The sequence below is a fragment of the Streptomyces sp. CAI-85 genome (assembly GCF_013363615.1).
GTDB classification, from domain to species: Bacteria; Actinomycetota; Actinomycetes; order Streptomycetales; family Streptomycetaceae; genus Streptomyces; species Streptomyces antibioticus_B.
In genome coordinates this window covers 648,071-672,196 of the sequence record NZ_JAANNX010000001.1, presented here as the reverse complement: position 1 = coordinate 672,196, position 24,126 = coordinate 648,071, and the positions used below count along the sequence as shown (strand labels likewise).

At 72.6% G+C, this 24,126-nt stretch carries 26 protein-coding genes; 13 read left to right on the top strand and 13 right to left on the bottom strand.

Annotation, left to right across the window (positions count from 1 at the left end):
* Positions 1-4 precede the first annotated feature (4 nt).
* From G6W55_RS02780 to G6W55_RS02765, 4 genes are all read left to right on the top strand, one after another.
* Positions 5-271: a hypothetical protein gene (locus G6W55_RS02780; RefSeq protein WP_175519191.1), complete on the top strand. Its 267-nt coding sequence runs from the start codon at positions 5-7 to the stop codon at positions 269-271.
* Between the two features lie 141 nt (positions 272-412).
* On the top strand, positions 413-718 hold the full coding sequence (locus tag G6W55_RS39510; protein ID WP_375372417.1) for a DUF6879 family protein: 306 nt from the start codon (positions 413-415) through the stop codon (positions 716-718).
* 17 nt (positions 719-735) lie between these two features.
* Positions 736-1,590: a Scr1 family TA system antitoxin-like transcriptional regulator gene (locus G6W55_RS02770; protein ID WP_175519123.1), complete on the top strand. Its 855-nt coding sequence runs from the start codon at positions 736-738 to the stop codon at positions 1,588-1,590.
* 44 nt (positions 1,591-1,634) lie between these two features.
* The gene (locus G6W55_RS02765; protein ID WP_175519122.1) at positions 1,635-2,435 is read left to right on the top strand and encodes a pentapeptide repeat-containing protein; all 801 of its coding nucleotides are present in this window, start codon (positions 1,635-1,637) and stop codon (positions 2,433-2,435) included.
* Here G6W55_RS02765 and G6W55_RS02760 read toward each other — a convergent pair.
* Positions 2,397-3,983 carry a cytochrome P450 gene (locus G6W55_RS02760; protein ID WP_175519121.1) on the bottom strand — a complete coding sequence of 529 codons (1,587 nt, stop codon included), beginning with the start codon at positions 3,981-3,983 and terminating at the stop codon, positions 2,397-2,399. The genes G6W55_RS02765 and G6W55_RS02760 overlap by 39 nt on opposite strands.
* A 118-nt stretch (positions 3,984-4,101) precedes the next feature.
* Here G6W55_RS02760 and G6W55_RS02755 point away from each other — a divergent pair, with 118 nt between their 5' ends.
* A complete protein-coding gene (locus G6W55_RS02755; protein WP_030791806.1) occupies positions 4,102-4,725 on the top strand; it encodes a TetR/AcrR family transcriptional regulator in 624 nt (207 codons plus the stop codon).
* 101 nt (positions 4,726-4,826) lie between these two features.
* The gene (locus tag G6W55_RS02750) at positions 4,827-5,552 is read left to right on the top strand and encodes a DUF2470 domain-containing protein (RefSeq protein ID WP_175519120.1); all 726 of its coding nucleotides are present in this window, start codon (positions 4,827-4,829) and stop codon (positions 5,550-5,552) included.
* Here the strand turns inward: G6W55_RS02750 and G6W55_RS02745 are convergent.
* From G6W55_RS02745 to G6W55_RS02735, 3 genes are all read right to left on the bottom strand, one after another.
* Entirely contained in the window at positions 5,520-6,800 is a 1,281-nt protein-coding gene (locus tag G6W55_RS02745; RefSeq protein WP_254876053.1) for a lactonase family protein, read from the bottom strand. The two genes, G6W55_RS02750 and G6W55_RS02745, sit on opposite strands and share 33 nt — an antisense overlap.
* Positions 6,801-6,919: 119 nt before the next feature.
* A complete protein-coding gene (locus G6W55_RS02740; RefSeq protein ID WP_175519119.1) occupies positions 6,920-8,143 on the bottom strand; it encodes an aromatic acid exporter family protein in 1,224 nt (407 codons plus the stop codon).
* 51 nt (positions 8,144-8,194) lie between these two features.
* Complete coding sequence (locus G6W55_RS02735; RefSeq protein ID WP_175519118.1) at positions 8,195-8,689, bottom strand: FBP domain-containing protein; 495 nt, start codon at positions 8,687-8,689, stop codon at positions 8,195-8,197.
* Between the two features lie 333 nt (positions 8,690-9,022).
* On the opposite strand from G6W55_RS02735, the gene G6W55_RS02730 reads away from it, so the two are divergent.
* Positions 9,023-10,312: an ROK family transcriptional regulator gene (locus tag G6W55_RS02730; RefSeq protein WP_175519117.1), complete on the top strand. Its 1,290-nt coding sequence runs from the start codon at positions 9,023-9,025 to the stop codon at positions 10,310-10,312.
* 312 nt (positions 10,313-10,624) lie between these two features.
* The gene (locus G6W55_RS02725; protein ID WP_175519116.1) at positions 10,625-10,885 is read left to right on the top strand and encodes a hypothetical protein; all 261 of its coding nucleotides are present in this window, start codon (positions 10,625-10,627) and stop codon (positions 10,883-10,885) included.
* 6 nt (positions 10,886-10,891) lie between these two features.
* Here G6W55_RS02725 and G6W55_RS02720 read toward each other — a convergent pair whose 3' ends face one another.
* Positions 10,892-11,905, bottom strand: a complete 1,014-nt coding sequence (locus tag G6W55_RS02720; RefSeq protein ID WP_175519189.1) for a PHP domain-containing protein — start codon at positions 11,903-11,905, stop codon at positions 10,892-10,894.
* A 133-nt stretch (positions 11,906-12,038) separates the two neighbouring features.
* On the opposite strand from G6W55_RS02720, the gene G6W55_RS02715 reads away from it, so the two are divergent.
* Positions 12,039-12,275, top strand: coding sequence for a hypothetical protein (locus G6W55_RS02715; RefSeq protein ID WP_030791829.1), 237 nt, complete (start codon positions 12,039-12,041; stop codon positions 12,273-12,275).
* Here G6W55_RS02715 and G6W55_RS02710 read toward each other — a convergent pair.
* On the bottom strand, positions 12,272-12,814 hold the full coding sequence (locus tag G6W55_RS02710) for a VanZ family protein (RefSeq protein ID WP_175519115.1): 543 nt from the start codon (positions 12,812-12,814) through the stop codon (positions 12,272-12,274). The genes G6W55_RS02715 and G6W55_RS02710 overlap by 4 nt on opposite strands.
* 73 nt (positions 12,815-12,887) lie before the next feature.
* A complete protein-coding gene (locus tag G6W55_RS02705) occupies positions 12,888-13,574 on the bottom strand; it encodes a DUF4230 domain-containing protein (protein WP_175519114.1) in 687 nt (228 codons plus the stop codon).
* 208 nt (positions 13,575-13,782) lie between these two features.
* Between G6W55_RS02705 and G6W55_RS02700 the strand changes: the two genes are divergently transcribed.
* A complete protein-coding gene (locus G6W55_RS02700) occupies positions 13,783-14,736 on the top strand; it encodes a ribose-phosphate pyrophosphokinase (RefSeq protein WP_175519113.1) in 954 nt (317 codons plus the stop codon).
* Positions 14,737-14,792: 56 nt separating this feature from the next.
* A complete protein-coding gene (gene tuf / locus G6W55_RS02695) occupies positions 14,793-15,986 on the top strand; it encodes an elongation factor Tu (RefSeq protein WP_175519112.1) in 1,194 nt (397 codons plus the stop codon).
* Positions 15,987-16,002: 16 nt separating this feature from the next.
* Here tuf and G6W55_RS02690 read toward each other — a convergent pair whose 3' ends face one another.
* Together G6W55_RS02690 and G6W55_RS02685 are read right to left on the bottom strand one after the other, a co-directional pair.
* Positions 16,003-16,398 (bottom strand): anti-sigma factor antagonist, encoded by a 396-nt coding sequence (locus tag G6W55_RS02690; RefSeq protein ID WP_309243610.1) that lies wholly within the window; start codon positions 16,396-16,398, stop codon positions 16,003-16,005.
* Between the two features lie 215 nt (positions 16,399-16,613).
* A complete protein-coding gene (locus G6W55_RS02685; RefSeq protein ID WP_175519110.1) occupies positions 16,614-17,576 on the bottom strand; it encodes an NADP-dependent oxidoreductase in 963 nt (320 codons plus the stop codon).
* 70 nt (positions 17,577-17,646) lie between these two features.
* Between G6W55_RS02685 and G6W55_RS02680 the strand changes: the two genes are divergently transcribed.
* Positions 17,647-18,645, top strand: a complete 999-nt coding sequence (locus tag G6W55_RS02680; RefSeq protein ID WP_175519109.1) for a helix-turn-helix domain-containing protein — start codon at positions 17,647-17,649, stop codon at positions 18,643-18,645.
* 405 nt (positions 18,646-19,050) lie between these two features.
* Here G6W55_RS02680 and G6W55_RS02675 read toward each other — a convergent pair whose 3' ends face one another.
* The 4 genes from G6W55_RS02675 to G6W55_RS02660 form a co-directional block, all read right to left on the bottom strand.
* A complete protein-coding gene (locus G6W55_RS02675; protein WP_175519108.1) occupies positions 19,051-19,614 on the bottom strand; it encodes a TetR family transcriptional regulator in 564 nt (187 codons plus the stop codon).
* Entirely contained in the window at positions 19,611-19,973 is a 363-nt protein-coding gene (locus tag G6W55_RS02670) for a DUF1304 domain-containing protein (RefSeq protein ID WP_175519107.1), read from the bottom strand. Before G6W55_RS02670 ends, G6W55_RS02675 begins: the two co-directional genes overlap by 4 nt.
* Before the next feature lie 85 nt (positions 19,974-20,058).
* A complete protein-coding gene (locus tag G6W55_RS02665; protein ID WP_175519106.1) occupies positions 20,059-21,723 on the bottom strand; it encodes an amidohydrolase in 1,665 nt (554 codons plus the stop codon).
* A gap of 32 nt (positions 21,724-21,755) precedes the next feature.
* Entirely contained in the window at positions 21,756-23,255 is a 1,500-nt protein-coding gene (locus G6W55_RS02660; protein ID WP_175519105.1) for an APC family permease, read from the bottom strand.
* Positions 23,256-23,404: 149 nt separating this feature from the next.
* Between G6W55_RS02660 and G6W55_RS02655 the strand changes: the two genes are divergently transcribed.
* Positions 23,405-24,124 carry a TetR/AcrR family transcriptional regulator gene (locus G6W55_RS02655; RefSeq protein ID WP_175519104.1) on the top strand — a complete coding sequence of 240 codons (720 nt, stop codon included), beginning with the start codon at positions 23,405-23,407 and terminating at the stop codon, positions 24,122-24,124.
* Positions 24,125-24,126 lie beyond the last annotated feature (2 nt).

Genomic DNA, 24,126 nt, shown 5'->3' with positions numbered 1-24,126 from the left:
AGAAATCCGCACAGCACAGGGGGAGGAGACAGCCGCGGCACTACAGTTCATCGGGATCGATCCGAACACCGGTGACGAGTACGAGAAGCACGAGATCCCCTTGAAGGGATGGAAGGCGGCCCCCGAACTCGAAGCCGAATGCGCCGCGTTCGAGGCACCCGGCCATGCTGTCGGCGTCCCGGAGCACGAGGCCGTGATCCGTTTCCCCGCACGGATGGCACCGACGATCAGGGAGGCATGCGATGCCGTCGAGCGCACCACCGTTCAATGAGCTGATGGCTCGCTGTGAGCGGTCGACCGTCCACCTGGAGATGCGGGACGGCCAAGCCGTCGACCGGCGGGCGGGAATCCGCCACGATCCGGCGGACCGGGCGGCCTGGTGGGCCCTGGCCGGGCCTCATCCAAGGGGACCGTGGGCCGTGGGATCGCGGTACGTCGGGCCTGCATCGTGTCCGAGCCCGGCAGCGACTACACCCGGTTCCTCTCCGACGGCACCTTCCCCAACGCCGCGGCCGGTGAACAGGTTCGGTGGCTTCCTCGTCGGCGTGCTTCTGACATTGCGCTGCCTGGCAAGGACTTCTGGCTGTTCGACGACCACGTCATTCCTTCAGTCGGCAAGGAAGCCTCCGACGATCCCGCTGCCCCGAAGCTGTGCGCGACCGTGCTCGACGAGGTGTGGGCCAAGGCCGTCGCGCACGACCGGTACGAGATCCACTAGCAGGAGTACGCCAGCTCATGCCAGTCTCCGCATCCTCTTCAGCTCGGGCCGCACGCGAGGCCGTCGCGGGACGGCTGCGCGACCTCCGCAGGGAGGCGGGACTGACGATCGTAGAGCTGGCCGACCGGTGCGACTGGCACCACTCCAAGACGTCCCGTATCGAGAACGCGGTCACCGGCCCCACGGCAAAGGACATCCGCCAGTGGTGCGCGGCCACCGGGGCCGAGGCCCAGGCGCAGGACATCATCGTGCAGTCGGTGAACGCCGAGTCGATGTACAGGGAGTGGCGCCACCAGATCCGCCGGGGTCTGACGGAGCTACAGCAGAACACCGGCAAGCTCTTCCGTACGACTCAGCTCTTCCGGGTGTACTCATCGACCCTGGTCCCTGGTCTCCTGCAAACTGAGGGCTACGCGGCCGGTGTCCTCGCCTCGGCCGCCCGCTTTCGCGAACTGCCCGTCGACGACAGCGCCGATGCGGCCCGCGCCCGCGTCGAACGGTCCCGCGTCATCCACGAACCCGGTCGCCGCTTCGTCCTGCTCATCGAGGAGTCCGTCCTCTCTTGCCAGATGGCCGACGCCGACGCGATGGCGGCGCAGCTCGGCTACCTCCTCACGGCGGGCGCTCTCCCGGCGGTGTCCCTCGGCATCATCCCCGCGTCCTCACCGCTGCGCGCCCAATGGCCGCGCGAGACCTTCCACATGTACGACGACAAGCTGGTCTCCGTGGAACTGGTGTCCGCCCGAGTACGGATCAATCAGCCGTCCGAGATCGAGCAATACCTCAGAGCCTTCGAGGAGTTGCGCGCCATGGCGGTCTACGGAGCCGACGCACGCCGCCTGATCCTCCGTGCGATCGAGCAACTGCACTGATCCGAAGTGAAATCCCCCCGCCCGCAGCTCAGTACGCTGGAGGGATGTCCGCTCAGATATCCGACCGAGGCGCGCTGCAAGGAGACTGTGGCCGTTGCTTCGGGCTGTGTTGTGTTGCCCTGCCCTTTGCCCGGTCCGCGGACTTCGCGCTCGACAAGCCGGCCGGGACGCCCTGTCCGAATCTGGGGGAGGGGCACCGGTGTGGGATTCATACGCGGTTGCGGGAGTCCGGGTTCGTCGGTTGTGCCGTCTACGACTGCTTCGGGGCGGGGCAGCGGGTGTCGCAGGAGACCTTCGGCGGGCGGCCCGGGGGCCGGTTGATGTTCGACGTGTTTCCCGTCGTGCGGCGGCTGCACGAGCTGCTCTGGTCTCTGAGCGAGGCCCTCGACCTGCCCGCCGCCCGGCCTGTTCACGGTGAGCTGCGTCTTGCTCTGGAGCGGACGGAGGAGCTGGTCCGGCTCGGGGCCGAGGAGTTGGTCGCGCTCGATGTGTCCGGCCATCATGCCGATGTCAGTGCCTTGTTGCTGCGTGCCAGCGAGCTCGTCCGGGGTGGCCGGGGGAAGGATCGGCGCGGCGCCGACCTCATGGGCGTCCGGCTCCAAGGCGCCGACCTGCGCGGGGCGAGCCTGCGTGGCGCCCTGCTCATCGCCGCCGATCTCTCCGGCGCCGATCTGCGCGGCGCGGATCTCATCGGCGCTGATCTGCGCGATGCCGATCTCACCGACGCCGATCTGACCGGCGCGTTCTTCCTGACCCAGCCGCAGGTCAACGCCGCCCGGGGGAACGGCGGCACCCGGCTGCCGGGGTCAGTCAGCCGGCCTGTGCACTGGGCAGCCCGGAGCTGACGGGTCCTCGTGCCGTTCAGTCACACCCGCCGTCGCCCTCCGTGTCGTGCGGTGGCTCAGGCCGAGGCGCAGGCCCTCCGGCATCAACGTCAGGCGCTCCGTGACGCGCAGGTGGTACGTCGGGTCGGGGTGGAGGTCGTAGCGGCGTAGGAGCAGGGCCAGGACCAGGGTGGCCTCGTGGAGGGCGAACTGGCGGCCGATGCAGGCCCGGGCACCCGTGCCGAACGGCTTGTAGGTGTGGGCCGCCCGCGCGCGGACGGCCGGTGCCTCGAAGCGGTCCGGGTCGAAGCGGTCCGCGTCAGGGCCCCACACCTCGGGGTCGCGGTGCAGCATCGACGTCAGCACCAGCGCCCACGCACCCCGCCGCATCGGATGCTCCCCGGCGAGCACCGTGTCCTCGCGGGCCTCCCGGGCGAACGCGGGCGCCGTCGGCCACAGCCGCAGCGCCTCGTCGAGCACCCGGCGGACATAACGCAGCTTGGCCACCTGCTCGTACCCGGGCACCTCCGCGTCGCCCCAGACCCGGTCCACCTCGGCGCGGGCGCGGGCCGCGATCTCGGGGTGCAGGGCGAGGTAGTGCAGCGCGAAGGAGAGGGCGCCCGAGGTGGTCTCGTGGCCCGCCACCAGGAAGGTGATCACCTGCCGGCGGACGTTCTCCGCGGACAGCCGCTCCCCGGTGCCGGGGTGGACGGTGTCGAGCATCCGGTCGAGCAGATCGCCCTGCCCGCCGCCGCCCCCACCTCCTGCGCGTGCCCGCACCAACTCGTCGACCGTGCTGTGGAGATACGCGATGTCCGCGTCGTTGCGACGCCCCGCGCGCCGCAGCAGCGCCGGGGTCGGCACGCTGTTCAGGCGCTGCGCGTACGTCAGCGTGCCCACCATCGCCGTCACGAAAGGATGGAGCCGGTCGCGTTCGAATGAGCCGAAGTCGTGCCCGAAGCCGGTGCGGGCGATCGTCTCCAGGGTCAGCTTGGTCATGTCCCCGGGCACGTCGACGGTCCGCCCCGCCGCCAGCTCCCGGTCCCAGTGGCCGGTGAGCCGCGCCGCCACGTCGAGCATCATCGGGTGGTAGGCCGCCATGGCCTCCCGGCTGAACCCGGGCGCGAGGACGTCGTGCGCCGTCTGCCAGTTGGGCTCGTGGTTGTACGCCGTGAACAGCGCGTCCCCGACGACGGGCCGCAGATTGGCGATGCCGAGCCCGACGTGCTTGGCGAACCGCGACTCGTCGGCCAGGTCCGCGGCCAGCGAATGGCCCCACACGAAGACGAACTCCCGGTGGAACGCCTTGCGCCGGAAGATCGGCCCGAGCTGCCAGGCGTAGCGCAGGGTGTCCTGGAGCGGGGTGTGCCGGCTCGCGCCGAGCAGATCGCCGAGCAGCGGGATCCGGCGCGGCGGATGCGGGATGCGCTTCAGCTCGGGCCAGCCCTGCTCGGCGCTGCGGAACCCCTTGGGCAGCGGACCCCCCGAAGCGCCTCCCGAAGTGCCTCCCGACGCGCCCCCGGACGCGTCCCCGGCTGTGCCCCCGGTCCTCGTCGCCGTGTCCGCCATGACGCGATCTCCCTTGATCCAGCGGCAGGTTGAGCGTGTTGTACGCGAGTTCAATAACGCGTTCAGTGTGGTCCCGGCGCCGAACCGGCGTCAAGTGGACGTCAAGTAGAGTGCGCGCATGGCCGCGAACCAGGGGGAGCGCACCGAGCGCCCCCGGCGCCGACTCAGCACGGGGGAACGCAGGGAGCAACTCCTCGCGGTCGGCGCCCGGTTGTTCTCCGAGAGTCCGTACGACGAGGTCTGGATCGAGCAGGTCGCCGAGATCGCCGGGGTCTCCCGCGGGCTGCTGTACCACTACTTCCCGACCAAGCGGGACTTCTTCGCGGCCGTCGTGGAGCGCGAGAGCGAGCGCATGCTGCGCATGACGGCGGCGGTCCCCGGCGTCCCGGTCCGCGACCAGCTCGCCACCGGCCTCGACACCTATCTCGCGTACGTCGAGACCCACGCCCACGGCTACCGCGCCTTCCACCGCGCGGACGCGGCCGGCGACCAGAGCGTGCGCCGCGTCTACCGGCGGGCGCTCGCGGCCCAGGAGCGGCAGATCCTCGCGGCCCTCGCCGCCGACCCCGAGTTCGGCCCGCTCTTCGGCCGGCGGCCCGAGGTCCGGCTCGCGGTGCGCGGCTGGCTGGCGTTCACCACGGCGGTCTGCCTGGAGTGGCTGCGCGGCTCGGATCTGAGCCGGGAGCAGGTGCGCGACCTGTGCGCGCGGGCGCTGCTGGGGGTCGTCTCACCGTCCGCGTGACGCGAGGCCCGACCGAAGACCCGCTCAATCCTCATCACGACGGTTGGCGCCGGACGCGATCTCCGATAGGTTAGGCAAGGCTTACCTAAGGAGGTTCTGGGATGGGTGACAGCCCTAGCTGGACGGCCGTGCCCGGCGCGGCCGAACGGGCCCGCTCGGTGCTGGCCGCCTCGTGGTCCTGCGCGGTGACCGCGGACGGCGGCCGCGAGGAGTTCGTCGGCGCGCACACGGTCGACGAGGACGGCAGGGTCATCCTGCACGTCCCCGAGGACAGCTCGCTGCTCACGGCCGCGATCTGCGCGCCCCGCGGGGAGCCGTCCGCCGTGCTGGAGTTCGCCGACGTCGCACCCGTCCCCGTCCGCAACCGTATCCGCGCCCGGCTCTGGCTGGCCGGCTGGTTCACCCCCGAGGACGGCCACCTCGCCTTCCACGCCACCCGTGTCGTGCTGAAACAGCCGACCGGTGCCGTGGTCGTCTCCCTCGACGAGTTCGCGGACGCCACCCCCGACCCGCTCGCCACCGCCGAGGCCCAGCTCCTCACCCATCTTGCCGACTCCCACCCCGACGCCGTCGAGCGGCTCACCCGGCTCGTCCAGCGCGACAGCCTGCACGGCGCGGTCCGCGTCCAGCCGCTCGCCGTCGACCGGCACGGACTGACGCTGCGCATCGAACGCGCCCGCGCCCACGGCGACGTACGCCTGCCCTTCCACGCGCCCGCCGACGACGTCGGCCAGCTCACCGAGCGCATGCACGTCCTGCTCACCCAGGCGAGCGCGGCCGCCTGCCCGCGCGCCCTACAGCGGCACCGCACAGACGGCGACGGGTGACGCGAACGGCTCGCCCGTGAGCCGCAGTTCACCGCTCGCCGCGTCCACCCGGAACACACCGACCGTGCCCGAGCGCTGGTTCGCGGCGAACAGCAGACCGCCGTCCGGGGAGAGCGCGATCTGCCGCGGGAAGTCCCCGGCCACCGGCACCGTGCCGGCCAGCCGCAGCCGCGCCCCGTCGGCCTCCACCGCGTACCGGGCGAGCGTGTCGTCGCCCCGGTTCGCCAGGAACGCGTGCGCCCCGTCCGGGGTGACCGCGAACTGCGCCGGATAGTTGGTCGCGGCCTTCGCGCCCGTGGACTGCGGTGCGCCGATCGTGAGACGGCCGGTGGCGGCGTCGTAGCCGCACACCGCGACGGTGTCGTCCGACTCGTTCGCGAGATACGCGTACCGGCCCCCGGGATGGAAGGCCAGATGGCGCGGCCCCGCGCCCGCCCGGGTCCCCGCCCGCGCGACCTCGGTGAGGGTGCCGTTCCGCTCGTCGAGCCGGTAGCTGTAGACCGTGTCCGTGCCCAGGTCGACGGCGAGTACATGGCCGCCGTCCGGCGCGGTGACGATCTGGTGCGCGTGCGGCCCCTGCTGCCCCGGACCGGGTGCGGGACGCCGGTGCGTGACCTGGTCGGTGCGCTCGCCCAGCGCCCCCGAGGCGTCGATCGGATGCACGGCCACCGTCCCCGAACCGTAGTCGGCGCTCAGCAGCCAGCGCCCGCCCGGATGCACGGACACATGACAGGTGTGGGCCCCGCCGGTCGCCCGGCTGCCCAGCACCGTGCGGTCCGAGAGCCGTACGGCGGTCACCGCGCCCCGCGCCCGCTCGTTCGCCGCGTACAGCGTGCCGCCGTCCGGGTGCACCGCGAGATACGACGGGTCCGGCACCCCCGTGATCGTCCCGCCGCCGGTGATCCGCCCCGACACCGGGTCGTAGGACGCGACCCCGATGCCGCGCCCGCCGCCCTCGGCCGAGGTGTAGGTGCCGAGGTAGAGAGGGCGCGGGCCGGAAGGGGACGCGGAGGACCCGGACCCGGGCGCGGCCGACCCGGCCGTCTCCCGCGCCTCGGGTACGGCACTCCCGGCACCGCTTTCCGAGCCGCCGCCGGAGCCGCCGCTTCCGGACCCACGGCTTCCGGCGTCCTCGGCGCACCCGGCCAGCGCCGCCGACGCGGCCGCACCGCCGAGCAAGCCCACCAGCCGCCGCCTGCTCCAGCCGCCGCCCGCCTCGTCCGTCCCGCTGCCCATCTGCCCGCCCATCTGCGCACGCACCTCAGGTCGTCCCGCGTCCCGCCCGTGACAGCCACCTTGTCGTGCTCCTGCCGCGGAACGCAAAAGCGCCGCCACGAACGCCCCCGCGAAACGCCCCCGCCAGGTCCTTACCGGTTCCGGCGGCGGAAGGGGCCGGGGAGCGTGACGCGTTCGCGCATCCGGTACAGGGTCGGCATCCGCTCGCGCTGCTCGCTGGAGACCCGGTCCAGTTCCTCCAGCAGACGGCGGGTGCGGTGCTCGGTGTCCAGCTCGTCGATCATGCGGTTGACCTCCGCGAGCACCGCGCCGTGGAGCTGCCACTCACGGACGTCGTGCTGGACCCGCTCCATGAGGAGCTGGGCCAGCTTGTCGCGGGTGGTGGCGGCCTGGCGCAGCTCCGCGGTGAGCCGGGCCTCGGCGGCGTCCGCGTTCAGGCTGACCTGGGTGGTGACCAGCACCGCGAAGCTGACCACGGCGTCCGCGATCTCCGACAGCAACTGCTCCAGCGCCTCGCCGATCGCGGGCGCGAACAGCGGCTCGGGTTCGCGCTCCTTGGCGAGGTCGGTGAGGGTGCGGGTCAGCACCCGCAGCACGACCGTGCAGATCTCCAGCGTGTCCAGACCGGTGCGCAGCACCACCCGGTGCAGCAGCCCCTCACGGACCCGCGGGTTGAGCCGCAGACTGTCCTCGGCCTGCCGCAGCGCCGTGTCCACCTCCACGATGTCGTGGTCGAGGCGGCGCGCCTCGTGCAGTCGGGCGGCCGCCTGCTCGAACGCGGGGCGTCCGGCGGCCTGCTCCCCGACGTGCAGCATCAGCAGCCGGACCCGGCGGGCCAGCCCCTCGATCGACTCGCCCGCCGCCTCCACCCACACGGGTGGTGGCAGCAGCAGATTGCAGCTCAGCCCGACGACGGCCCCGATCAGGGTCTCCAGGACCCGCGCCCAGGCGGTGTCCCCGACCGAGGTCACGCCGAGCACCAGCATGGCGCTGATCGCCACCTCGGGCACGTACTCGTCGACCCGCACCAGATGGCCCACGGCCAGCGACGCCATGATCAGCAGCGCCAGGCTCCACCAGGTCAGACCCACCAGCAGACTGAAGGCGATGGCGACCAGCACGCCGGCCACCACCGCGTTCACCCGGCGGATGCTGTTGGTGAGGGTGGCGTACAGGGTGACCTGGACGACCAGGAGCGCGGTCAGGGGCGCGGTGAGCGGCGCCGGTTCGGTGCTCAGATAGAGCGCCACCACATAGGCGACCGTCGCCGCGGCGGTGGACCGCACGGCCTGGACGACCACGGGTTCCCTACGGCGCCGAACGATCCGTGCCGCCCGCTCACGTACATCTCGCATCCCCAGTTCCGTTCCCCCTCCCCACGGTGCTCGAACGTTTCTCCTGAAGCATCATGCGTACAGCGTGTCCAGGAACGCGGCCAGGTTGCCCGTCGTGCGCGCGATCTGCTCCGCCCGGGTGAGGCTCTCCTCGAAGCGGCCGCCCCGGTCCGGGACCTTCACCCCGCGCACGTAGAGGGAGCAGGCGAGATCGGCGCACATGTACAGACCGACGGAGTTGCCCTCGCGGCCCGCCGCGCCGGTCTTGCGGGCGGTCATCAGGGAGACCCCGCCGCCGGGGTGGACGGTCAGACACAGCGAGCACATGCTGCGGTGCGGGGAGCCGTGCCGCGAGGGCGGCAACCGCAGCGTCACGCCCACGAGCCGGTCCTCCCGCTCGGTCACCAGGTAGCCGCGGTCGGGCGCGCCCGGATCGCGCCAGCCGAGGAAGTCCAGGTCGTCCCAGGGCCGGTCGTCCAGATCACGGGGGACCGGCAGCCGCTTGGCCTCGCCCTTGGAGCAGTTGACGAAGGAGCTGCGGATGTCCTGCTCGGTGAGGGGCTTCATGTCGGTCTCCGTTCACGGTTCACGATGTACCTAGAGCCTCTAGGTTTTCACCTAGGGTAGGTAGCCGCAGGCCGGGTCGGCCAGTGAATTTCGCGCTCCCGGCCGGGCGCCGCTCTGATCGCCAAGTCCGCCCGCGGCGGGCGATGTTCGTGGAACGCCCCGGATGCGCCGGACGTCTTCCGTACGCTGTACCGGGGCCGCACCCCCGGGGTCCTCGCGCCGGGTCGCCCGGGGTCGCTTAGCTCACATCGTGAACTAAGGGTTGGAGGAATCTCGCGCCGAGCCCGCCCGCAGCGGTATGTTGCAGGTCGGGCAGGGTGCGAAGGGAGCGACATGACGGGGCGGAACGGGCGCACGGTACGCGATCTCAGGCGGGCCAACCGTACGGCCGTACTGCAACGGCTCTACTTCGACGGACCCCTCAGCCGGTTCGAGCTGGGGCCGGCCACCGGGCTCAGCTCGGGGTCGATCAGCAATGTCGTCGCCGATCTGGTCGCCGACGGGCTGGTGGAGGAGGCCGGCAGCGTCGACTCCGACGGCGGCCGCCCCAGGATCCTGCTCCGGGTCGCACCGGGCAGCGGCCACATGATCGGCGTGGACGTCGGCGAGACCCGGGTGCGGATCGAGCTGTTCGACCTCACCCTCACCGAACTCGCCCGCGTGGAAAAGCCGTTGGAGCAGCGGCGGTACGAGGTCGAAGGCATCGTCGGCCACATCCGCGAGGGCGTCGCCGAGGTCCTGGCGGCCGCGGACATCCCCCCCGAGCGGCTGCTGGGCGTCGGGATCGGCGTCCCCGGCATCATCGAGCACACGCCCGACCGGGGCGCCGTCGTGCACGGCCAGACCATCGGCTGGGACGCGGTCCCGCTGGAGGCCCTGCTGCGCGAGAACTCCCCGCTGCCCGCCACCGTGCCGTACTTCATCGACAACGGCGCCAAGACCCTCGGCCAGGCCGAGATGTGGTTCGGCGGCGGCCGCGGCGCCCGTAACGCCGTCGTCGTCCTCTTCGGCTCCGGTGTCGGCGCGAGCATCGTCACCCCGGACGTGGAGCAGGGGCGGGCCGTCGAATGGGGGCATCTGACGGTACGGGTGCGCGGGCGGCGCTGCCGCTGCGGCTCGCTCGGCTGCCTGGAGGCGTACGCGGGCGCGGAGGCGCTTCTCGACCGCTGGCGGGAGGAGGGCGGACGCCCGCCCCGGGGCACCGACGAGGAGACCGCGCTCAGCGCGATGCTCGCCGCCGCCCACCCGGCCGACGGCGGCGAGCCGGACGCGGTGGCGCTCACGCTCCTGGACGAGACGGCCGAGTACCTCGGCGCGGGCCTCTCCGACCTGATCAACCTCTTCCAGCCCGAGCGCATCCTCATCGGCGGCTGGGCTGGCCTGGAACTCGGCGTGCGCTTCCTGTCCGCCGTACGCCGCCACGCCACCGCCTACGCCCTGCGCCACCCGGCGGAGAAGGTCACCGTGGAACTGGGCCGCCTGGGCCCCGACGCGGTCACCGTCGGCGCGGCGATCCTCCCGCTGGCCGACTTCTTCACCCGAGGCGGCCGCCGCCCCGAACCCCTCCCGGCGGGCCCGGAGCCGGCCTGGCGCACGGCGCTGGAGGAACGGGCGCCGCACTGAGGTGGGGGCCGGTCGCGGGGAGGTGCGCGTAGGCGTGTGCGTGACCCCGCCGGGAAGGTCACCGTGTCGCCGGGCCGGCCGGGCTCCGATGCGGTCACCGCGGATGCGGCGGTTCTGTCGCCGGCCGCACTGACGTTTCGCGGGTCGCGGGGGAGGTGCGCGGACGGCCTGCGTCACCCGGCCGAGGAGGTCACCGTGGAGCCGGCCGGCTCGGGCCCGGTGCTGCCCGGTGCGCCGCGGGCCGCACTGACGTTTCGCCCCGTGCGGGGGTGGTACTCGCTTCGTCTCAGTAGCAGCGGGAAGGAGCGGGTCGTGACCGACCATCGCGACGAGGGGCCCGGCGAGCAGGGGGCGCCGGTGCCGCGTGATCTGCCGGATCAGCAGGCCGGGGCGGGCGACGACCCGTGGGACATCGACGAGTCCGACCCGACGGAACCGGACGCCGACGCGGAGCCTGATGCGGCCGGCCCGGACACCCCCGACACCGACGAGGCGGGCACCGGGCGGCGTGGCGCGCCGCACGCGTCCGGCGTTCACCCCGACCAGCCCGTGCCGGACGAACCGCCCGGCTGAGCGGCGTCACGCGCGGGACCACTCCAGGAGCCGTTCCACCGGCCAGGTCGTCACCACCCGTTCCGCGGGCACCTCGCACTCCTCGGCCCGCGCGCAGCCGAGGATCTGCCAGTCCAGTTGGCCGGGCGCGTGCGCGTCGGTGTCCACCGAGAACAGGACGCCCGCGTCGACGGCCTCGCGCAGCAGCCGGCGCGGCGGGTCGAGCCGTTCGGGCCGGCTGTTGATCTCCACCGCCGTACCGGCCTCGGCGCAGGCCGCGAACACCGCGTCCGCGTCGAACCGCGACTCCGGCCGCCCCCGCCCGCCCACCAGCCGTCCGGTGCAGTGGCCGAGGATGTCCGCGTGCGGATCGCGGACGGCGTTCACCATGCGCCGGGTCATCGCGGGGGCGTCCATCCGCAGCTTGGAGTGGACGGAGACGACGACCACGTCGAGCCGCTCCAGCAGTTCCGGCTCCTGGTCGAGGGAGCCGTCGTCGAGGATGTCGCACTCGATGCCGGTGAGCAGCCGGAACGGCGCCCAGGTCGCGTTCAGCTCCTCGATCACGTCCAGTTGGCGGCGCAGCCGTTCCGGGGAGAGTCCGCGGGCCACCGTCAGCCGGGGGGAGTGGTCGGTCAGTACGGCCCACTCGTGGCCGAGGGCGGCCGCGGCGCGGCCCATCTCGTCGATCGGGCTGCCGCCGTCCGACCAGTCGGAGTGCAGATGGCAGTCCCCGCGCAGCAGCGCCCGCAGCCCCTCGCCGGCCCCGTCCTCCGTGAGCGGACGCCCCTCCTCCGCCTCCAGCTTGCCGAGATAGGACGGCACCTCTCCGGCCAGCGCCTCCCGCACCACCTGCGCGGTCTTCGGGCCGACCCCCTTGAGCGACTCCAGCGTCCCGGCCGCCGCCCGGTCGCCGATCTCGCCGTCGGGCAGCGCCGACAGCACCCTGGACGCCGTACGGAAGGCCCGTACGCGGTACGTCGGCGCCAGGGACCGTTCGAGAAGGAAGGCGATCCGGTCCAGGGCCTCGACGGGGTCCATCGCCATCTCCTGGCTCCACCTCCTGGCTCCACCCTTCTGGCTCCAGGGTTCCCCAGGTCGGTCCGGCCCGCATGTCACGGAATGCCATGGTCCGCCCCGGAAGATTCCGTGATTCCGCTTTACCCTCTAATACATGACCGAAGTCGCGAGCCCTCACATCTCCAATCCACGGATCATGGTGCTCGGGGTGCAGCCGGGCACGCCGCCGTTCCGGATCGTGGAGATCGACGGTGAAGTGGTCGGTGCGGCGACGGCCGTCACCGACGTCCTGGAGACGGCCGCCGCGTTCGGCATCACCGTCCACGACCTCGACGATCCGGACGTCGTGCGCTGGGTGGGCGGCGACCGCTACACCTGGAAGCCCCGCTAGGCCCGCTTGTTCCCGGCCGCCCGGCGCGGCCTGCGGGCGTGCACCGCGCGGCCGACCCGGCGGCCGAGCAGCAGCCAACCGAGCAGCGCGCCCGCCGTGTTGAGGATGACGTCGTCGATGTCGAAGGCGCGCCCGGTGACCAGCGCGCCCTGGGCGAACTCCACGAGGAGCATCACCGACGCGGTCAGCAGCAGCACGCTCAGCAGGCCGCGCGCCCGGGGTGCGACGACCGGCACCAGGATGCCGAACGGCACCCCGAGGAGCACGTTCCCGCCGAGCTGCTTGACCGCGTCGCGCACCGTGTACCGCTCGACGTAGGCGCGCAGCGAGTCGCCCGGCCGCAGGTTGGAGTGCACCAGCGCCTCGGAGGCGGGCGACGGCTCCAGGGTGAGCCGGGCCAGGACGACCGCGAACCCCACCATGAAGGCGAACGCGAAGAGCATCGCCAGCAGCCGCAGGGGGAGCGGGAGCGGCGCCTCCGTACGAGGACCGGTGGTGTCCGGTCCGGTGGTGCGTGGACTTGCCGCTTCCCTGGCCATGCGATCGTCCTCCAGTCCTCGTCCGGCCCGCGTCGGTGCCCGGATACCCGCGTTCCGCCGGGCGATGCGGGTCCTAGGTGCCGTACGACACCGTGACCTTCGTGAAGCCGAGGGAGTGCAGCAACCCCTCCAGCATGTCGGTGGTGTTGGTCTCGGCGCGGGCGGTCAGCTCGCTCTCCTTCGCCGCGTCCCCGATGTGCGCCACGGCGAGTTTCTGCACGGCCTGTTCGCCGTTCGGGTTGTCCGAGAACAGATCGCCGATACGGTCGAAGAGGCCGCGCTGCTTGGAGACCGCGTAGGAGCGGTCGGGGTCCAGGGCGGGGGTGCCGAGGCGGGCGTGCGGCAGGTGCAGCGTGGCCGTCGTGCGGTCCTCATCGACCTTCACGTCGCCCTCGCCGACCTTGCCGAGGTCCACATAGGCGTCCACGGTGCCCGCGCCGACATAGAGGGTGCGGGTGCCGCGCAGTGCGTCGGGCAGGTACTTGGCGTCCTTCTCCAGGTCCACGACGACCTGGAAGTTGCCGGACGCGGCGTCGTAACGGCTCATGTCCTGGATGGACTTGAGCAGCGCGGGGCCCGAACGGTCATGCGTCTCCGTGCCGAAGAAGTCGCGCAGGCCGGGCAGCAGGCTGAGCCTGATCCCGGCGAACATCACGACGAGCACGACCACGACCGCGGTGAGCACCTTGGCCCAGCCGGGCAGGCGCGCGGGCAGACGGGCGGGACGGCTCTTGCTGGGAGTCGTTGTGGGAGTCGTCATGGTGACGGCCCTCCTTCCTAGGAAGCGGATTCCCACCGATCCCCGGTACCAGACCGGCTTGTTGAGAACCTGTGACAGCCGTACGGCATCGGCCGTATCACCCGATCGGCCGATTCGACCGCACCGGCTTCGGGTGGGGCGGTCCGCGGGTGGTCCGTAGCATGGGAGATCCCGTCTCCAGCCGGACATGGTCAGCGAGGAGCCGATCGTGCGAGACATCTCCGTGTTCAGCGGCAGTGCCCACCCCGAGCTGGCCGCCGAGGTCTGTGCCCATCTCGGTGTGCCCCTGAGCCCCACGCGCGTCAGCCGGTTCGCCAACGACTGTCTGGAGGTGCAGCTCCAGGCCAACTGCCGGGAACGGGACGTCTTCCTGGTGCAGCCCCTGGTCCGGCCGGTGCAGGAACACCTCGTCGAACTGCTGATGATGTGCGACGCGGCCCGCGGGGCCTCGGCGGGCCGGATCACGGTCGTCATGCCGCACTACTCCTACGCCCGCTCCGACAAGAAGGACGCGCCCCGGATCTCCCTCGGCGGACGCCTGGTCGCCGATCTGCTGGCGGCGGCCGGGGTGCACCGCGTCCTGACCATGACCCTGCACTCTCCGCAGGTGCACGGCTTCTTCTCGGTGCCGGTCGACCATCTGCACGCCCGCCGCGAGCTGGCCGCCCACTTCCGCCGCTACGACCTCAGCCGCACCACCGTCGTCTCGCCCGACCTCGGCAACGCCAAGGAGGCCGCCGCCTTCGCCCGGATGATCGGCGCCCAGGTCGCGGCCGGCGCCAAACAGCGTTTCGCCGACGACCGGGTCACCATCAGCGCCGTGATCGGCGAGGTCGCCGGACGGGACGTGATCGTCCTGGACGACGAGATAGCCAAGGGCAGCACGGTCATCGAACTCCTCGCCCGGCTGCGGGAGTCGGGGGCCGGACCGATCCGAGTGGCGTGCACGCACGGGCTGTTCGCGAGCGGCGCCCTCAAACGGCTCAGCGAGCAGCCGGACGTGCTGGAGATCGTGTGCACCAACACCGTGCCGGTACCGGTCGAGGAGCACACCGACAAACTGCGGATCCTGTCCATCGCCCCGGCCCTCGCGGAGGCCGTGCGCCGGATCCACAACGGCGAGTCCGTCAGCGCCCTGTTCGACGCGACGCGCAGCGAATAGACAGGAAGGAGCGGCAGCGCGCACGTCGTCACCCAGGGGACCAGGGAGGGCTCGCAGTGGCGAAGGCGAAGTTCGAGCGGACCAAACCACACGTCAACATCGGCACCATCGGGCACATCGACCACGGCAAGACGACCCTCACGGCAGCCATCACCAAGGTGCTGCACGACAAGTATCCGGACCTCAACCCCTTCACCCCGTTCGACCAGATCGACAAGGCGCCCGAGGAACGGCAGCGCGGCATCACCATCTCCATCGCCCATGTGGAGTACCAGACGGAACGCCGGCACTACGCGCACGTCGACTGCCCCGGCCACGCCGACTACATCAAGAACATGATCACCGGCGCGGCCCAGATGGACGGCGCGATCCTCGTCGTCGCCGGCACCGACGGGCCGATGCCGCAGACCAAGGAGCACGTCCTGCTGGCCCGCCAGGTCGGGGTGCCGTACATCGTCGTCGCGCTCAACAAGACCGACATGGTCGACGACGAGGAGATCCTGGAACTGGTCGAACTGGAGGTGCGCGAGCTGCTCTTCGAGTACGACTTCCCGGGCGACGACGTCCCGGTCGTACGGGTCTCCGCGCTGCGCGCCCTGGAGGGCGACCCGCGGTGGACGCGGTCGGTGCTGGAGCTGCTGGACGCCGTCGACCGTGCGGTGCCCGAGCCGCAGCGGGACGTGGACCGGCCGTTCCTGATGCCGATCGAGGACGTCTTCACCATCACCGGACGCGGCACGGTCGTCACCGGCCGGATCGAGCGCGGCACGCTCCGGGTGCACAGCGAGGTCGAGATCGTCGGCATCCGTGAGCGCGCGACCCGGACCACGGTCACCGGCGTCGAGATGTTCCGCAAGCTGCTCGACGAGGGGCGGGCCGGGGAGAACGTCGGACTGCTGCTGCGCGGGATCAAGCGGGAGGAGGTGGAGCGCGGGCAGGTGGTGATCAAGCCGGGCTCGGTCACCCCGCACACCCGGTTCGAGGCACGGGCGTACATCCTGTCCAAGGACGAGGGCGGCCGGCACACGCCCTTCTTCCAGAACTACCGTCCGCAGTTCTACTTCCGCACCACCGATGTGACGGGGGTGGTGACCCTGCCCGAGGGCACCGAGATGGTCATGCCGGGCGACAACACCACCATGACGGTGGAGCTGATCCAGCCGATCGCGATGGAGGAGGGGCTGAAGTTCGCCATCCGGGAGGGCGGGCGGACGGTCGGGGCCGGTCAGGTCACCCGGATCGTCGAGTAGGCGCCTCGGGGCGCCGTCATAACGTGCCGGACGCGGCCCCGGGTCTGCCCAGGGCCGCGTCCAGCGACGCCTGGGGCGGCAGCAGCCGGGACAGACCGGTCGTCCGCAGGATGCGCAGGGTCAGCGGGTGGGTGCAGACCAGACGCAGCCGCCCGCCCCGGTCCAGGACCCGGCCGCGGGCCCGGTACAGCAGACGCAGCCCGGAGCAGTCGAAGAACTCGATCCGGGTCAGGTCGATCACGACCCGCGGGGCCGGGCCCTTGGTGGCGTCGTCGAGCCGCGCGGTGATCTCTGTCGCCGCGACGATGTCGATCTCGCCGCGGAACTCCAGCACCGTGTACCCGCGGTCCTGGTGGACCCGTAGATGCGGGGTGTCGCGGTGCGGAGCGTCCGTGGCGGGTTCCTGCTGCACGACGACATCGCCTCCAACCCGCTCCACCGGTCGGGAGCCTCCAACGGCGGGGGTGTGCACAGCAGTTCCCCGCTCCAGCAAGGTACCCCCGGTGGAGTGAATTCCAGCATGTTCGATTGACATATGTCTTCGAAATGAGGCCGTGTCGCCGACCAGTTTGCGCCTTTCTTTCACGCCGTGAGCGAAGGGGGGGAGGCGGTCGGATCGGGCCGGGGTCAGTCCATCGTCAGGACCAGCTTCCCGGTGGTGCGGCCGGTGTCGCCGAGCCGGTGCGCCTCGGCGGCGTCCGCCAGCGGGAAGGTGCCCGCGATGGTGGCGCGCAGCGTTCCCGCCTCGGCGAGCGCGGCGATCGTGCGCATGCCGGACCGGTCGGCGTCGACCACCGTCCGGGCCGCCCGGACGCCGAGCCGCTCGGCCTCGTCGTAGAACTCGCGGGTGCCGACCGGCAGGATCGACACCACGATCCCGCCCTTGCGCAGCACCCGCAGCGAGCGCACGGACGTGTCGCCGCCGAGGGTGTCCAGGACGACGTCGACGTCCTCGACCGCCTCGGTGACGTCGGTCTCCCGGTAGTCGATCACCTCGTCGGCGCCCAGCTCGCGCAGGAAGCCGTGCTTGCCGGCGCTCGCGGTGCCGATGACGTACGCGCCGCGCTCCTTGGCGATCTGCACGGCCACATGGCCGACCCCGCCGGCGGCGGCGTGGATCAGGATCCGCTGTCCCGGTTCGAGTCCGGCGGTCTCCGTGAGGGTCTGCCAGGCGGTCAGCGAGACCAGCGGCAGCGCGGCCGCCTGTACGTGGTCCAGGGCGGCCGGCTTGTGCCACAGGGCGCGGGCCGGGGCGACGGCGTACTCGGCGTGCGAGCCGTGGCCGTACGGGTACGGCAGCATGCCGAACACCTCGTCGCCGGGCGCGAACTCGGCCACGCCGATGCCGACGGACTCGACGGTGCCGGAGAGGTCCCAGCCCAGGACGAACGGCGGGCCGCCCAGGTGGCCGCCGGTCGCGCGGTGCTTCCAGTCGGTGGGGTTGAGGCCGGCGGCGCGGACGCGGACGAGGACCTGGTTGGTACGGGGTTCGGGCCGCGGGACGTCCCTGAGGGTGAGGACCTCGGGTCCCCCGAGGGAGTCCTGGGTGAGGGCGCGCATGGTGAGGATCTGGGTGTTCACGGTGGTCATGCGGACCAGCCTGCCGGGGCCGGGGCGCCCGGGAAATGGCACGATTGCCATTCTTCGATAAGATTCTGCCATGCGAGACGAACGGCGGGTGGAACAGCGGGTGGGGCGGGTGGAGCGGCGGGCCGAAGGGCGTCCCCATCGTGTGGTCGTCCTCGCCCTCGACGGCGTCTACCCCTTCGAACTGGGCATCCCGAGCCGGGTCCTCGGCTCGGCCGACGGCCGCTACGAGGTGCTGACCTGCTCCGTCGACGGCCGCCCGGTCCGCACCAGCGCCGACTTCACGGTGGGCGTCGAACACGGCCCGGCGGCGCTGGACGACGCCGACACGGTGGTGATCGCCCCCGGCACCGACTGGGTCACGGCCGAGCTGCCGGAGCCCGTCCGCGCCGCCCTCGCCAGGATCCGGCCCGGCGCCCGGCTGGTCTCCATCTGCACCGGCGCCTTCGTGCTCGCCGCCGCCGGTCTCCTCGACGGGCGCCGCGCCACCACCCACTGGCAGTTCGCCGACCGCTTCCGCCGGCTCTTCCCGCAGGTCGAACTGGACCCCGGCGTGCTGTTCGTCGACGACGGCGGGGTGCTGACCTCGGCGGGGGCCGCGTCCGGGGTGGACGCCTGTCTGCACCTCCTCCGCGAGGACCACGGCAGCGACCTCGCCAACCGGGTGGCCCGGCGCTGCGTGGTCCCGCCGTTCCGGGACGGCGGCCAGGCCCAGTACATCGAACAGCCCGTGCCCGAGTCCGGCGCGGCGAGCACGGCGGCCACCCGCGCCTGGGCGCTGGAACGCCTCGCCGACCCGCTCACCCTGACCGACCTGGCCGCGCACGCCCGCATGAGCCTGCGCACCTTCGCCCGCCGCTTCCACCACGAGGTCGGCCTCAGCCCGGGCCGCTGGCTCATCCAGCAACGCGTCGCCCACGCCCGCCACCTGCTGGAGTCCACCGACCTCCCCATCGACGAACTCGCCACCCGCTCCGGCTTCGCCACGTCCGCGTCCCTGCGCCAGCACCTCCACGCGGCGATCGGGGTGTCCCCACAGACGTACCGAAGAACGTTCCAGACGACCCGGTGACGGGGCCTGCGGCGTCGGTCGGAGGGTGGGCCCCGCCGTGTGCGGCACTTGCGTGCGGACCGCTTGGTGACTCGCGTCGGCGGCAGGCGTGCGCGGGCAGGGGCGTTCGTCCTGCGTATCGGCGTGGGTGCCCGCGACGACCGGTGGTCGCGCCGTGTGCCACGCGTCCCGGCGTGCGCGGAACCCGGTTGGCCCGGGCGTGGGCCGGGGGCGCCCGGGGCGGGCCGCTTGTCCCGTCGCCCCCCCGGGTGTCACCGTCCGGCAGGTTGGGAGGCCGCCGTTCTCTCTCCCCCCGCGCGTCAGCGGCCGCCTGTCCCGGGCGCATGCCGGGGTGCCCGGCAGGGCCGAGTGGCGCACCGCGCGCAGGCCGCCGTTCCAGTGCCGCCGCGTCACCGCCCCCCTCTCTCAGCGGCTGGCGTGCAGCGCCACCAGTAGTTGCCACACCTGGTCGGCGATTTCCGTCGGAGTGCCCGGGAGGGCCTCGTGGAGCCAGTCCGCGAGGACTGCTGTGAAAGTCGCGGCGACCGCCGAGGCGATCAAGGGGGCGTCGCGGGCGCCCGCGCGTTCTCGTTCGCGGAGGCTGTAGGCGCGGAGGTCGCGGTAGAGGACCTGGCCGAGGGGGCCGCCGCCGCCCGGCGGGAGCAGGGTGCGGTACAGGGGCAGGTGCGGGGTGAGCGAGGCGAAGAAGGCGGGGAGCGCGGCCGGTGCGCGCACCGGGTCCGGGCGGCCCCGCCAGGCGTGCAGCGCCTCCACCGCCTCGCGTACGACGTCCGCGCAGGCGTCGACCGCGAGGGCCTCCAGGTCGGCGTAGTGCACGTAGAACGTGGCCCGGCCGACCCCTGCCCGCCGTACCAGCGCGGCCACGCCGACCTCCGCCAACGGCCGCTCCGCGCACTCCTGGAGCAGTGCCTCGCGCAGCCGCGCCCGGGTGCGTGCCGCCCGCGGGTCCTCGGGCTCCGCGCGGGTCACCGTGCGACGAGGACCGCGGCCAGCGCCACCGCGCCGGGCAGGGCCTGGGCGAGCAGGATCCGCCGGTTCGCGGTGAGCCCGCCGTACACGCCCGCGACGATCACGCACGACAGGAAGAACACCTGGGCGCGGAACCCGGTCGGGTCGGCGGCGATCAGTCCCCACACCAGACCGGCCGCGAGGAAGCCGTTGTAGAGGCCCTGGTTGGCGGCGAGCGGGGCGGTCCGCCGGGCCATCTCGGCGTCGAAGCCGTGGAAGGACATCCCCGGCCTCCGCTGCCACAGGAACATCTCCATCACCAGGATGTAGACGTGCAGCGCGGCCACCAGCGCGACGAGCACGTTCGCCAGGATCTCCATGGGCTCCGACTCCCTCGACTTCTTGGACAGGTGTCCATCGTAACGGGACACCTGTCCAAGAAGTCCAGCCCGGTCGGAGATCCGGTCACGCGTCCGGCGCCGCGTACACCCGCTCGCCGCCCACGTACGTCAGTGCCACCCCCGTCTCCGCGATCGCCTCCGGCGGTCCCGCGAACGGGTCCCGGTCCAGGACGACCAGGTCGGCCAGCGCGCCCGGCCGCACCACTCCGGTGTCGTCGAGCCGGTTCACGTACGCCGAACCCGCCGTGTACGCCGTCAGCGCCCGGCCCAGGGAGATCCGCTCCCGCGGCAGGAACACCGGCCGGGAGCCGCCGGGTTCGACCCGGTTGACCGCGACATGGACGCCCTGGAGCGGATCGGGGCTGCTGACCGGCCAGTCGCTGCCCGCCGCGAGCCGGGCCCCCGAGCGCAGCAGCGCCCCGAACGGGTACTGCCACCCCGCCCGTTCCGCCCCGAGGAAGGGGATCGTCAGCTCGTCCATCTGCGGTTCGTGCGCCGCCCACAGCGGCTGGATGTTCGCCGTCGCCCCGAGCGCCGCGAACCGCGGCACGTCGTCCGGATGCACCACCTGGAGGTGCGCCAGATGCGGCCGGGTGTCGCTCGGCCCGTTCGCCGCCCGCGCCGCCTCCACGGCGTCCAGCGCGTCCCGTACGGCCCGGTCGCCCAGCGCGTGGAAGTGGCACTGGAAGCCGAGCGCGTCCAACTCGGTCACGTACTTGGGCAGTTGCTCCGGGTCGACGAAACTCGTGCCCCGGTTGGCGGTGGCGCAGCCGCACGCGTCGAGATACGGGTCGAGCAGCGCGGCCGTGCCGTTCTCGGCGACCCCGTCCAGCATCAGCTTCACGCTGTCCGCCCGGAACCGGCCGTGCGCCGACCGCGCCCGCAGCTCGACCAGCTCCGGTATCTGCTCGGCCCCGCGCGTCCGGTCCCACCACAGGGCGCCCACGACCCGCGCGGTCAGCGATCCGTCCCGCGCGGCCGTCAGATACGCGTCCGTCGGGTCCGGCATCCCCGGGAAGACGCCGATCAGCGCGTCCTGCCAGGCCGTGACGCCGAGCGCGTGCAGCCGGCGCTGGGCGTGCAGCAGGGCGGCCAGCCGGTCGGCCGCCGTGTCGGGCGGGGCGAGCCGGCCGACGAGCTGCATCGCGCCCTCCTGGAGCGTGCCGGCCGGCTCCCCGGACGCGGTCCGCTCGATCCGCCCGTCGGCCGGGTCGGGGGTGTCCCGGGTGATGCCGGCGATCTCCAGCGCGCGCGAGTTCACCCAGGCGCCGTGATGGTCGCGGTTGGGCAGATAGACCGGCCGGTCGGGCACGACGGAGTCGAGGAGTTCCCTGGTCGGCGTACCGCCCTCGAACGCCTCCATCGACCAGCCGCCGCCGGTGATCCACTCCCGTTCGGGATGCGCGTCGGCGTAGGCGCGGACGGCGGCCAGGGTCTCCCGCGCGGTCCTCGCCCTCGTCAGGTCGCACCGGGCGAGTTCCAGCCCGGCCGGCACCGGGTGGACGTGCGCGTCCTGGAAGCCCGGCAGCAGCAGCCGTCCGGCGAGGTCCACGACCTCCGTGCGCGGCCCCGCCAGCTCGCGCAGCTCCGGACCGCCGACGGCGGTGATCCGGTCGCCGGTGACGGCCACGGCGGTCACCCGGCCGTCGGGAGGCGCCGCGCCGTCGGTGCTCTCCCCGCCGTCGGGGGTGAAGACAGGGCCGCCGATGAACAGCAGGTCTGCGTGCATGATCCGTTCCTTGTGCGTGGTGGGGGGCTGGGTCAGTGGGTGGCCAGCAGCCGGGGCGCGTCCGCGTCGGTGCCGGCGCCCGTGCGGAAGTAGGCGGACCCGCGCACCCACTTGGCCCACGCCGCGGCCACCAGACCGGACGCGATCATCACCAGGGGAGTGAGCAGCAGGAACCAGCCGTTGTCCGGGCTGATCTCCAGATGGTCGGTGGAGGTGTAGAAGGACCAGCAGAGATAGCCGCCGAGACAGAGCAGCGTCACCGCGCTCAGCACGGGCGCCACCACCGCCCGCAGCCCCTGCCGCCAGTCCTCCCGCAGCAGCCCCCGGAAACGCACCGCTGCCGCGAGCGCGGTGAGCGCGTAGGACAGGGCGACGATGATGCCGACCGCGTTCACCGTCGCCATGATCATGTCGGCCAGGCGCGGGATCACCAGGGCCAGCGCCGCCACCGCCGCGGCCAGCGCCCCGATCAGCACGGTCCCGGCGGCCGGGGTGCCGTAGCGCGGGCTGACCCGCGACCAGACCGGCCCGAGCGTACGGTCCCGGCTCATCGCGAACATGCCCCGCGCCGTCGGGATGACGCCCGCCTGGAGCGAGGCCACCGCCGAGAACATCAGCGCCACCAGCGGCAGCGCGGCCAGCGGCTGCGAGGCGAGCCGTTCGCCGAAGTACGCGAGGCCCTCCGCGCCGTGCCCGGCCAGCTCCTCCTCGGACAGCACCCGCTGGAAGGCGACCGAGCCGAGCAGGAACAGCAGCACCATCGTGACCAGCGTGATCAGACCCGCCCGGGACGCGTCGCGCGGATCGCGCACCTCCTCGGTGACGGTGAACGCGGCCTCGAAACCCCAGTAACAGAACACCGACAGCAGCAGCCCCTGCGCCAGCGCCGTCGCCGAGGGGATGTCGAACGGATCGAACCAGCTCAGACTGAAGGCGTGCGGTCCGGTGACGATGCCGTAGCCGCAGAAGCCCAGCAGGACGACGTACTCGAAGACCAGCAGCCAGGTCTGGAGCCGGGCCGCCGTGCGCACACCGGTGACGGCGGTCAGGGTCACCGCGAGCAGCACGGCGAGGCCCAGCAGGGTCGTCTGGGCGGTGGACCCCGGGTCCAGCGCGAGCCCGCCGAGCGAGTGGATCCCGGCGTCACCGGCGAGCTGGATCAGCGCCGAGCCGGTCACCGCCGTGGTGTACGCGAGGAAGGCGATCGTCGCCACGATGCTCACCCAGCCCACCATGAAGCCGAGCCACGGATTGAGGGAACGGCCCACCCACACATAGCCGTTGCCGGCGTTCGGCTCCACCCGGTTGAGCCGGCTGTAGGCCCCCGCGATGCCCAGCACCGGCAGGAACGCCAGCAGCATGATCGCGGGCAGATGCAGTCCCACCACACCGGCCGTGACCCCGAGACCGATACCGATGCTGGTGGTCGCCGCCGTACTGGACGCGGCGATGGCGATCCCGTCGACCACCCCGAGGGACCTGCGCAGCACGGGCCGCGCGGGAGGGTCGACGCCGTAGGACTTGTCGGTCATGGCCAGTACTCCGCTCGCACCGGAGGGGCCCTGGAGCGGCCCCGGTGAACGCAGATGAAACCGGCCGGGGACTTAACAGGTCAACGGTGTTGTCGTAAGGTGCGGACCATGCGGACCGTGTTCCCGGCCCCAGGCACCGGAGGGATCCCATGACCGAGCGAGTCGTCGCACCGGACGCCCGCAGACGCCGCCGTCCCACCAAACAGGGCGTCGTGCTCTCCGAGGAACTGATCGTCGCCACGGCGCTGCGGCTGATCGAGGAGCACGGCGCCGAGGCGCTCTCCGTGCGCCGCCTCGGCCGCGCCCTGGGCGCCGACCCCAGCAGCCTCTACCGGTACTTCCGGCACACCGACGACCTGATGCTCGCCATCGCCGACGAGCTGATCGGCCGCACCCTGCGCGCCTGGCGGCCCACCGGCGACTGGCTGGCCGACCTGCGCGAACTCGGCCTGCGGATGCACGCGGGCGCCCTCGCGCACCCCAGGGCGGCCAGCCTCAGCGCCTACCGGGTGACCGGGCGGGTCCATGAGATCCAGGCCGTGGAGACCATCCTCGGCGTGCTGCGGGGGGCCGGGTTCCCCGACCCGGAGGCGGTCCGGATCTACCACGCCTTCGTGGACCAGACCCTCGCCTTCGGCGCCCTGGACTCGGCGAACGTCGCCCTGCCGAAGGCGGCACGGGAGGCGGAGGCCGAGGTGTGGCGGACCACGTACGGCACGCTGCCCGCCGCCACGCACCCGCATGTCGCGGCGACCGCCCGCCATCTGCGGGAGTCCATGCGGCACAGCTCCTACCCGGCCGCGCTCGACCTGCTGCTCGACGCGGCCGCGGCCCGACTGGCGGCGGTCGGCGCGCGGACGGACGGCTGACG

Coding starts and splice junctions, on each gene's coding strand:
- G6W55_RS02665 (WP_175519106.1), bottom strand. CDS start 21,723: ATGCACGCAGACCTGCTGTTCATCGGCGGCCCTGTCTTCACCCCCGAC.
- G6W55_RS02660 (WP_175519105.1), bottom strand. CDS start 23,255: ATGACCGACAAGTCCTACGGCGTCGACCCTCCCGCGCGGCCCGTGCTG.
- G6W55_RS02755 (WP_030791806.1), top strand. CDS start 4,102: ATGGCCGCGAACCAGGGGGAGCGCACCGAGCGCCCCCGGCGCCGACTC.
- G6W55_RS02745 (WP_254876053.1), bottom strand. CDS start 6,800: ATGGGCGGGCAGATGGGCAGCGGGACGGACGAGGCGGGCGGCGGCTGG.
- G6W55_RS02730 (WP_175519117.1), top strand. CDS start 9,023: ATGACGGGGCGGAACGGGCGCACGGTACGCGATCTCAGGCGGGCCAAC.
- G6W55_RS02740 (WP_175519119.1), bottom strand. CDS start 8,143: ATGCGAGATGTACGTGAGCGGGCGGCACGGATCGTTCGGCGCCGTAGG.
- G6W55_RS02770 (WP_175519123.1), top strand. CDS start 736: ATGCCAGTCTCCGCATCCTCTTCAGCTCGGGCCGCACGCGAGGCCGTC.
- G6W55_RS02750 (WP_175519120.1), top strand. CDS start 4,827: ATGGGTGACAGCCCTAGCTGGACGGCCGTGCCCGGCGCGGCCGAACGG.
- G6W55_RS02760 (WP_175519121.1), bottom strand. CDS start 3,983: ATGGCGGACACGGCGACGAGGACCGGGGGCACAGCCGGGGACGCGTCC.
- G6W55_RS02735 (WP_175519118.1), bottom strand. CDS start 8,689: ATGAAGCCCCTCACCGAGCAGGACATCCGCAGCTCCTTCGTCAACTGC.
- G6W55_RS02720 (WP_175519189.1), bottom strand. CDS start 11,905: ATGGACCCCGTCGAGGCCCTGGACCGGATCGCCTTCCTTCTCGAACGG.
- G6W55_RS02765 (WP_175519122.1), top strand. CDS start 1,635: ATGTCCGCTCAGATATCCGACCGAGGCGCGCTGCAAGGAGACTGTGGC.
- G6W55_RS02710 (WP_175519115.1), bottom strand. CDS start 12,814: ATGGCCAGGGAAGCGGCAAGTCCACGCACCACCGGACCGGACACCACC.
- G6W55_RS02715 (WP_030791829.1), top strand. CDS start 12,039: ATGACCGAAGTCGCGAGCCCTCACATCTCCAATCCACGGATCATGGTG.
- G6W55_RS02685 (WP_175519110.1), bottom strand. CDS start 17,576: ATGACCACCGTGAACACCCAGATCCTCACCATGCGCGCCCTCACCCAG.
- G6W55_RS02655 (WP_175519104.1), top strand. CDS start 23,405: ATGACCGAGCGAGTCGTCGCACCGGACGCCCGCAGACGCCGCCGTCCC.
- G6W55_RS02670 (WP_175519107.1), bottom strand. CDS start 19,973: ATGGAGATCCTGGCGAACGTGCTCGTCGCGCTGGTGGCCGCGCTGCAC.
- G6W55_RS02705 (WP_175519114.1), bottom strand. CDS start 13,574: ATGACGACTCCCACAACGACTCCCAGCAAGAGCCGTCCCGCCCGTCTG.
- G6W55_RS02680 (WP_175519109.1), top strand. CDS start 17,647: ATGCGAGACGAACGGCGGGTGGAACAGCGGGTGGGGCGGGTGGAGCGG.